The following is a 9,137-nucleotide window of genomic DNA, read 5'->3' on the forward strand; positions in this document are numbered from 1 at the left end:
ACTAGTTTATTTTATAAATAAGGATAGACTTGTCACCACCCTGTGTGACAAAACCTAGTGACTTGTTTATTTCTAGTAAACCTACAGAGGCTTTTGATGTGCCGTAAATAGGGAAGTTAGGAAGTAGATTTCCTTTGCTGTCATATAGATACACCTCACTAGATTCTGTATTAGTAAGCGTGATGTATTGCTTTTTTGCAGCTTCAAAAACTTGTGGAGCACTATAAGAACCATAAGCTATTTCTTTTTTCTTACCGTTTATTAATAGTAGATTCTCTCGCTGTCCTACCGCAAGAGACTTGCCTAGCGCTATACGTGAGTCTGAGTCAAAATCTGAGATGGTCTGTACGACTTCTCCCTTTGTAGTGACTCTTACCTTCTCTCCGTTTACAGTATATGTTTCAAACGTATTTCTGTTTCTATAAACTGGCACATCACCAAAGTTTATATTTTTCTTTACCTCTATACGAGCTGTACCAGTACGACTCAAGATGTTGAGTTTTCCATTGTTTTCGGCAATTACGATATAATCCTTGTTTGCAATACGTATGTGTGCTGGCGGAAATATAACTGTACTCGTAGCTTCCTTAAAAGTAAATCCAGAAACAGGGCTTGCCTTTTTATCATACATAAGTACCTTTTCACCCTGCACAATTACAAAACGATAGTTGCTATTATTATCGTAATCAAATATCGCAAGTGGTTGTGTGATGGTGTCTTTAAAAGACAGTGGGTATGGTCCCACATCATTACCATTACGGTCTAGAATATAGAACGACTTCTCTGTGGTAAAGGCTAGCTGTAACCTCCCGTTACGATAGATATCTACCTGCTGTATATCACCCAGTATTTGACTATCCAGATCCTTTTGCCACAATACCTTGCCAGCATTACTTATAAGGTGTAAGGTATTATTTATGTCTTGCACAACAATATCTTGTCCATCTGTACGATGATTTTTTACCAGCTGTGGAGACATTGTAATAGGTGCGCTAAGCTTCACATTTGCAATTTGTGCAATGCTAGCATCTGTAGTGTTGTCTTCATTTTTAAGTATTGTCGTGTTGAGCAGGAGGTAATCCTTCTCTTGCACGAGTTGTAGAGCGGCATAGTGATAGCCTTCTAGGGTAGTTTCTTTTAGGTTTTTTTGTCCTTGTTCTGATACAAGTCGCTGGTAGTTTTTGCTATCAAGGTTTGTGATGTGCAAGTAACTTGAGGCACGACTCAATGCGTTTTTTGTAGGAGCAAATGCCGCACTGGTAGCTAATATTGCTTGGTTCTGATAATTTGCAATAACAGTTTCTAATGCTTCTTGATTTTCAGCAAAGAGATAAAAGTCATCTATGGTGGCATACATCTTTGGAGAAGAGAGGTTGAGTAGAGGTGAGTACGCTTTCGCGAAAGCAGAAGCATTCTCAACTTCATATATCTTAACTTTTCTAAAGGTCGCTAGCTCTGACCCGCTCGCAAGCACATTATCTGTAACACTCACATCTGCCGAAACACCCACAATTACCGAACCCTTTGCAAGATGAATAACACCTATCTCTGTAAAACTAGCAAAGAGGTCTTCTTGCGGGATATTATATTGAGCAAGGTCTACCTTGAGCAAGTCTGCTTTATTAGATTTAAGTTGTTCCCAGCTATCATAGCTTATAGCTTCTACAGCTACGGCAGCGGTGGGAGTGATGCTAGTGATTCTGTTTACCGCAGGGTTTGTGTTCTTGAGTAGGGAGAGACGCAAGTTTGTAGAGTCTTGTACGAGTACCACGCCATTGAGACGTACATCATTTTGGTCAAGGTCAATATCTGCCGTGGCCCAAGTAAAGGAGTCTTTAAGTGCATTTACGCCAGCTGCAGGAAAGAGTGTTTTGTATAAATCTCCTCCTTCAGATCCTTTTATAAAAATAGAAGCAGTCGCACTGTTACTAGAAGAATTATAGGCACGGTCAAACATAGGGTCTGTGTACGTTTCTCTATTTTTCTCTCTCAGTACATTCTCAAGTAAAATTTTTGAGGTGCTTGCTATAAAAACATCATTATATATAAGGTAATGAGCACTTGCTCCTAGTGACTTAATTTTTTTGTCATTGAGTAAGGCTTCTTTTGTGAGTGTTGAGTCGTTTTTAAAAAGGCCTAGGTGGTTTTTTGTAATAATGCTCAAATCGTAGGCTTTGCGTCCTAGCTTAGTATAGCAAAACAGTGTCTCTCCATCTGGTTGTACAGCTGCAAATGCGGCTTGGTTATCTACTAGTGTTTTGTATAGACTAGTGGTGCCCAGCTCTTGTATGAAATCATTATTGACTAGTGCACTTTTAAAATCTTTAAGATCTGTAGTTTTTACAACAACAGATGCCTTACGAGGAATGTATTTTGTGAGTGAAGACGAGTTCTTTGTTGAGGTTGTGCAGCTAGCTAGCAATACAACTACGGCAGAGAGGTATAATAGGATTTTCATAAATAGTAAAGACTGGTTGTTCAAAAATACAGTCTTGTGTGAGACCTACGGCCTTTGTGGTCATAATATTATTGACCACCTTTTCAACAGTATATTACTTATGGTCTTTAAAAGTAAAGTCTAGCGAGTATTGTTCGGGTAATAGTTTAAAGCTTTTGCGGTGGTATTTTGTAATACCATAGGTGCGTATCGCTTCTCGATGTTCTTTTGTAGGATACCCTTTGTTTTTTTTCCAGTTATACATAGGGTACTCTTCGTGTATGCGGTCCATAAATAGGTCACGCTCTGTTTTGGCAATGATAGATGCCGCGGCTATGGGGAGGTATTTTCCATCACCTTTAATAACAGTTGTGTGATCTAGGCCAGTAAATGGTTTAAAGCGATTACCGTCTACAAGTATGTGTTGCGGTTTTTTTTGCTTTCGCGAAAGCGTACTTATCATACCTTCAATACTACGATGCATTGCAGTGATAGAGGCGTTAAGGATATTAATTTCGTCTATTTCCTCCATCATCACGTGAGAAAAAGAGTAGGCAATTGCTTGTTGCTCTATAATAGGTTTGAGTAAATCACGTTTCTTCTCTGTGAGTTGTTTTGAATCTGTAAGAATCTCGTTTATAAAACTATCGGGCAGCATCACAGCAGCTGCCGTAACGGGTCCTGCAAGACAGCCACGACCAGCCTCGTCTGTGCCACATTCTATAAGATGAGTATGATATTTAAGTTTAAGCATATATTGAACGGGTCAAAATACTAGAATCGGTGCAAATAATGTAATTTTGACACATCAAATTGTTTATATGAATAAGATTTTTGGGTTTATTTTTTGTCTAGTGCAAGTAGCAGTCTTTGGGCAAACATCACCTATACAGCAAACACCTACATTGCAAAGAAGTGAAGGTCTTGGTGATAATAACGACCCGCTTAATGCTAGAGATGCAAAATCTACAAATATTAAAGAGTTTGAAAGACCACCTGTAGAGGATTATAAGATTATCTCTGTAAAAAGAGATACCTTATATGTAGATACGACTCTTACTATAGAAAAGGATTATAAATTTAATTACCTGCGTAAAGACCGGTATGGTTTATTGCCGTTTGCAAATACCGGGCAAACTAATAATACGCTCATACATCATTTTGATAACAGGCGCACCACGCCTGGCTATATTGCAAATGCTAGACACTTTGCTTATCAAGAGGTAGAAGATATAAAGTATCACTACCTACCTACACCACTCACAGAGTTGTTTTATAAGAGCGCTTTTGAGCAAGGACAACAACTAGACGCTTTCTTTACCCTTAATATACACCCTAGACTTAATATGTCTATAGCTTATAAAGGAGTGCGTAGCTTAGGTAAATATCAAAATGCATTAACCAGTTCGGGTAATTTTAGATTTGCGGGTAGCTATAACACAAAAAATAAGCGATACTATATAAAGGCACACTGGGTTGCTCAAGATTTAAGTAATCAAGAAAACGGAGGATTAACCACTTTAGGTATAGAGCAGTTTAATAGTGGTGACGAAGATTTTGATGATAGATCAAGATTGCCAGTAAACTTTGAAGATGCCGAAAATATACTAGATGGTACAAGAGTGTATGTAAACCATCACTATAATATTATTCAAAAACAAGATAGTCTTAAAGATTATAGTATAAGAGTAGGTCACATTTTTAATAGCGAGAACAAATTTTATAGATATAGCCAAGATGCAGCAAATGATCTTTTTGGAGAAGCATTTAGACAAACCGACTTTTCTGACAGAACAGATCACGAAGAAACCTATAACGAACTTAACCTTGTTTATGAAGATAAAAAACTAGGGCAACTCAAGTTTCAAGCAAATGCTACGTATTTTAATTATGGCTATGATGCAGTACTTATACAAGGTATAGATCAAGATGGTGATGGTATAGACGAGCAAACGGTAAGAGTACCTAATAGAATACAAACCACCACAATTGCAGTAGGAGGAGGGTATAAAAATAAAATAGGTGGTTTTGATATACTGGGCGATGCTCAAGTAAATGTCTCAGGAGATTTTGATGGATACAATATATATGGAGAAGCTGGATATGCTATAGATAAAGACAAGCGCTTTTCTGCAAGTATATTGAGCAATGCAAGACCAGCAGGATTTAACCATCTACTTTTTCAGAGCAACTATATAAATTATAACTGGTCTAATCAAGAAGCTTATGCAACTGTAAAGACTAATACACTCACGGCTCAGTTAGATTCAAAAAAGTGGGTAAACCTCAAAGCCTCTGCTGCTACTATAAAAGACTATGCATATTTTGCATTAGATCCTGTAGACTCACTTGTAAACTCTTTTCAAACCAGTGAGTCCATAAATCATCTTCAGGTCACAGCTAGTAAAAATATCAAGTATAAGAAGTTTAATCTAGATCTCACCGCCACATATCAAAACGTGAGTGGGGCAGAGGGTGTGCTCAATGTTCCAGACTTCGTGGGTAGAGGAAGCTTATATTTTACAGATCGATTATTTAAAAAAGCACTCTTTTTACAAACAGGGTTTACGGCAAACTACTTTACAAAGTATAATCTCAATGCATATGACCCTATACTTGCGGAATTTTATGTGCAAAATTCTCAAGAGTTTGGGAACTTTCCCCTATTAGACTTCTTTATTAATATGAAAGTTCGCCAAACCAGAATCTTTCTCAAGGCCGAACACTTTAATAGTAGCTTTACAGGTAACGACTTTTATAGCGCACCAGGGTATCCATATAGAGACTTTAATATACGCTTTGGTATCGTTTGGAACTTCTTTCTTTAAACAATTACGCTTTCGCGAAAGCTTAAGTAGATCCACAAAAAGCTCTATAATAAGACACCTTTACTATTTGTAGGAAGAAATTAGTCTTTGTCGTCTATTTACGGGTATCTTTTTTAGCAGTAAATTGGGTAAGAATAATGCTTCAATAAAAAAATAATAAAGCTAGCCTAAACAAGGTCAAAGGGTTAGGTTTTTATTTGAATTAAATAATAAAAAATACTTGTCAGGCTTGAACTTCTGTGTATCTTTGCCGTTCGTTTAAATGTGAGCGGTAGTTCTTATAAATGTTTGTTTAATTGGCTTTAAAATTTATTTCAAATTATTTTCAAAAGATAGTTTGTAAAGTCAAAAAAGGTTGTAGTTTTGCAGCCGCTAACAAATGGAGGTTTATTTGTAGGAGTTGTTCTTAGAATTGTTGTTTTTATTGCTTCAGAAAAAAATAATTTTTTTTCAAAATAAAGTTGTCAGTATTAAAAACAGTTGTATATTTGCACCCGCTTAGAGAGACAGTAACACATCTAGCGAAGTTCAAGTAATTTTTTTTGAATGTTTTGGAAGGATAAAAAGGGGTTCGATTCCTCTTGCATTAACATTGATTTTCTAGTTTTTAGGGATTAGGAAAAGTTCATTGACTTATTGAATTGACAGCGCGTATTAATATCTTCGGGTATTATTACAAAGAATTTGAAAACTAGAAGTTTATTATTGACCGGATATTTCGAGTTGTGAGGAGTTAATATTATTAACAACACACGATGAAGAGTTTGATCCTGGCTCAGGATGAACGCTAGCGGCAGGCTTAACACATGCAAGTCGAGGGGTAACAGGAGTAGCTTGCTATTTGCTGACGACCGGCGCACGGGTGCGTAACGCGTATAGAATCTACCTTATACTGGGGGATAGCCTTTGGAAACGAAGATTAATACCCCATAGTATTATTTTTTGGCATCATTAAATAATTAAAGTTTCGGCGGTATAAGATGACTATGCGTTCTATTAGTTAGTTGGTAAGGTAACGGCTTACCAAGACTTCGATAGATAGGGGTCCTGAGAGGGAGATCCCCCACACTGGTACTGAGACACGGACCAGACTCCTACGGGAGGCAGCAGTGAGGAATATTGGACAATGGAGGCAACTCTGATCCAGCCATGCCGCGTGTAGGAAGACTGCCCTATGGGTTGTAAACTACTTTTATATGGGAAGAATAAGGTCTACGTGTAGATTGATGACGGTACCATAAGAATAAGCACCGGCTAACTCCGTGCCAGCAGCCGCGGTAATACGGAGGGTGCAAGCGTTATCCGGAATCATTGGGTTTAAAGGGTCCGTAGGCGGGCATATAAGTCAGTGGTGAAAGTCTGTGGCTTAACCATAGAATTGCCATTGATACTGTATGTCTTGAATTATTGTGAAGTGGTTAGAATATGTAGTGTAGCGGTGAAATGCTTAGAGATTACATAGAATACCGATTGCGAAGGCAGATCACTAACAATATATTGACGCTGATGGACGAAAGCGTAGGTAGCGAACAGGATTAGATACCCTGGTAGTCTACGCCGTAAACGATGGATACTAGTTGTTTGGCCTTCGGGCTGAGTGACTAAGCGAAAGTGATAAGTATCCCACCTGGGGAGTACGTTCGCAAGAATGAAACTCAAAGGAATTGACGGGGGCCCGCACAAGCGGTGGAGCATGTGGTTTAATTCGATGATACGCGAGGAACCTTACCAGGGCTTAAATGTAGTCTGACAGCTTTAGAGATAGAGTTTTCTTCGGACAGATTACAAGGTGCTGCATGGTTGTCGTCAGCTCGTGCCGTGAGGTGTCAGGTTAAGTCCTATAACGAGCGCAACCCCTGTGGTTAGTTGCCAGCGAGTAATGTCGGGAACTCTAGCCAGACTGCCGGTGCAAACCGTGAGGAAGGTGGGGATGACGTCAAATCATCACGGCCCTTACGTCCTGGGCCACACACGTGCTACAATGGTAGGGACAGAGAGCAGCCACTGGGCGACCAGGAGCGAATCTATAAACCCTATCTCAGTTCGGATTGGAGTCTGCAACTCGACTCCATGAAGCTGGAATCGCTAGTAATCGGATATCAGCCATGATCCGGTGAATACGTTCCCGGGCCTTGTACACACCGCCCGTCAAGCCATGGAAGCTGGGGGTACCTGAAGTCCGTCACCGTAAGGAGCGGCCTAGGGTAAAACTGGTAACTGGGGCTAAGTCGTAACAAGGTAGCCGTACCGGAAGGTGCGGCTGGAACACCTCCTTTCTAGAGCTTGTCCCTGTTATTGTGCGTTATGTATTTTATGTATGTAGCTATATCTTTAATAAACAGCAAACGACTTACAGCCGAATGGTTAGTAATAGGTTTTGGTTTTCAATAGCTGTCGATTTAATTATTAATAAGGAAGTAGGAATTGAGTAAGTAAGAATTAGTTTTTACTAACAATTACACTTAATTGCTATAGACTATTAAGACAGTCTCATAGCTCAGCTGGTTAGAGCGCTACACTGATAATGTAGAGGTCGGCAGTTCGAGTCTGCCTGAGACTACTTTTTATGCTTTCGCGAAAGCTTTATAAATCGTGACGTTCATACGTATTACATTTTGAAGGAAATTTTAGAAGTTGAGAATCATTACTTCGTCATTCGAAATCTGATGTCATCATCTTGATTTCATAGAAATGGGGGATTAGCTCAGCTGGCTAGAGCGCCTGCCTTGCACGCAGGAGGTCATCGGTTCGACTCCGATATTCTCCACATCAGCTATCAATTTTAAATTGTTAGCGATTAGTTACGAGTTTACTTGTAATTAATACCGTTCATTGACATATTGGGAAATAATTAAAGAATACGAGAAGTCGTGTATAGCCTAGCCGCTATATACGCAAATTAATAATAATATGAATAACTCATTATAATATAAAGGTTTATGTATTTTATACATAAGCCCTTAAAAGAGCAATTAAGTACAATAAGCTAATTAAGGGCGTATGGGGAATGCCTAGGCTCTCAGAGGCGATGAAGGACGTGATAAGCTGCGAAAAGTTGCGGGGATCTGCACACAAGAATTGATCCGCAAATATCCGAATGGGGCAACCCGGTATATTGAAGATATATCACCAGAAATGGGGCAAACCCGGAGAACTGAAACATCTAAGTACCCGGAGGAGAAGAAAACAATAGTGATTCCGCTAGTAGTGGCGAGCGAACGCGGATTAGCCCAAACCAGTAATGTTACGGCATTGCTGGGGTTGTAGGACCACGTTATTTTGTGCTTTATGAACTAGAATGCTTTGGAAAGAGCAACGATACAAGGTGATAGTCCTGTATAGGTAAAGACAGTTACAGATAGTGGTATCCTGAGTAGTGCGGGGCACGTGAAACCCTGTATGAATTTGTGGGGACCATCCCATAAGGCTAAATACTCCTGAGAGACCGATAGTGAACCAGTACCGTGAGGGAAAGGTGAAAAGAACCCTGAATAAGGGAGTGAAATAGAACCTGAAACCATACGCTTACAAGCGGTCGGAGGTCTTTGGACTGACGGCGTGCCTTTTGCATAATGAGCCTACGAGTTACTTTAACTAGCAAGGTTAAGATTTTTAGGATCGGAGCCGTAGCGAAAGCGAGTCTGAATAGGGCGGCCATAGTTAGTTTGAGTAGACGCGAAACCGTGTGATCTACCCTTGGGCAGGTTGAAGCTTTGTTAACCCAAAGTGGAGGACCGAACCCGTTGACGTTGAAAAGTCTTGGGATGACCTGAGGGTAGGGGTGAAAGGCCAATCAAACTCGGAAATAGCTCGTACTCCCCGAAATGCATTTAGGTGCAGCGTTGATTTATAGTTTTATAGAGGTAGAGCTA

The 9,137-nt window shown here is 39.6% G+C and carries 3 protein-coding genes, 2 tRNA genes and 2 rRNA genes (1 of these 7 running past the window's edge); 5 read left to right on the plus strand and 2 right to left on the minus strand.

What is annotated here, in order from left to right:
- Window position 1 precedes the first annotated feature (1 nt).
- Window positions 2–2,458, minus strand: coding sequence for a hypothetical protein (locus I597_RS05660; protein ID WP_035327358.1), 2,457 nt, complete (start codon window positions 2,456–2,458; stop codon window positions 2–4).
- A 94-nt stretch (window positions 2,459–2,552) separates the two neighbouring features.
- A complete protein-coding gene (locus I597_RS05665; protein WP_035327360.1) occupies window positions 2,553–3,191 on the minus strand; it encodes a ribonuclease HII in 639 nt (212 codons plus the stop codon).
- A 67-nt stretch (window positions 3,192–3,258) separates the two neighbouring features.
- On the opposite strand from I597_RS05665, the gene I597_RS05670 reads away from it, so the two are divergent.
- The 5 genes from I597_RS05670 to I597_RS05690 form a co-directional block, all read left to right on the plus strand.
- Complete coding sequence (locus tag I597_RS05670; protein ID WP_035327362.1) at window positions 3,259–5,265, plus strand: putative porin; 2,007 nt, start codon at window positions 3,259–3,261, stop codon at window positions 5,263–5,265.
- 752 nt (window positions 5,266–6,017) lie between these two features.
- Window positions 6,018–7,541, plus strand: a 16S ribosomal RNA gene (locus I597_RS05675).
- A 210-nt stretch (window positions 7,542–7,751) separates the two neighbouring features.
- Window positions 7,752–7,825 (plus strand) — tRNA-Ile (locus tag I597_RS05680).
- A gap of 133 nt (window positions 7,826–7,958) precedes the next feature.
- Window positions 7,959–8,032: transfer RNA gene (locus I597_RS05685), tRNA-Ala, on the plus strand.
- 213 nt (window positions 8,033–8,245) lie between these two features.
- Window positions 8,246–9,137: ribosomal RNA gene (locus I597_RS05690) — 23S ribosomal RNA — on the plus strand; it runs 1,936 nt beyond the window's last position.
- Together the 16S and 23S rRNA genes with 2 tRNA genes alongside form the textbook arrangement of a ribosomal RNA operon.

Source organism: Dokdonia donghaensis DSW-1, from assembly GCF_001653755.1.
Taxonomy (GTDB): Bacteria; Bacteroidota; Bacteroidia; order Flavobacteriales; family Flavobacteriaceae; genus Dokdonia; species Dokdonia donghaensis.

Excerpts from the sequence above, each read along its gene's own strand:
- I597_RS05665 (WP_035327360.1), bottom strand. The coding sequence starts at position 3,191 with ATGCTTAAACTTAAATATCATACTCATCTTATAGAATGTGGCACAGAC.
- I597_RS05670 (WP_035327362.1), top strand. The coding sequence starts at position 3,259 with ATGAATAAGATTTTTGGGTTTATTTTTTGTCTAGTGCAAGTAGCAGTC.
- I597_RS05660 (WP_035327358.1), bottom strand. The coding sequence starts at position 2,458 with ATGAAAATCCTATTATACCTCTCTGCCGTAGTTGTATTGCTAGCTAGC.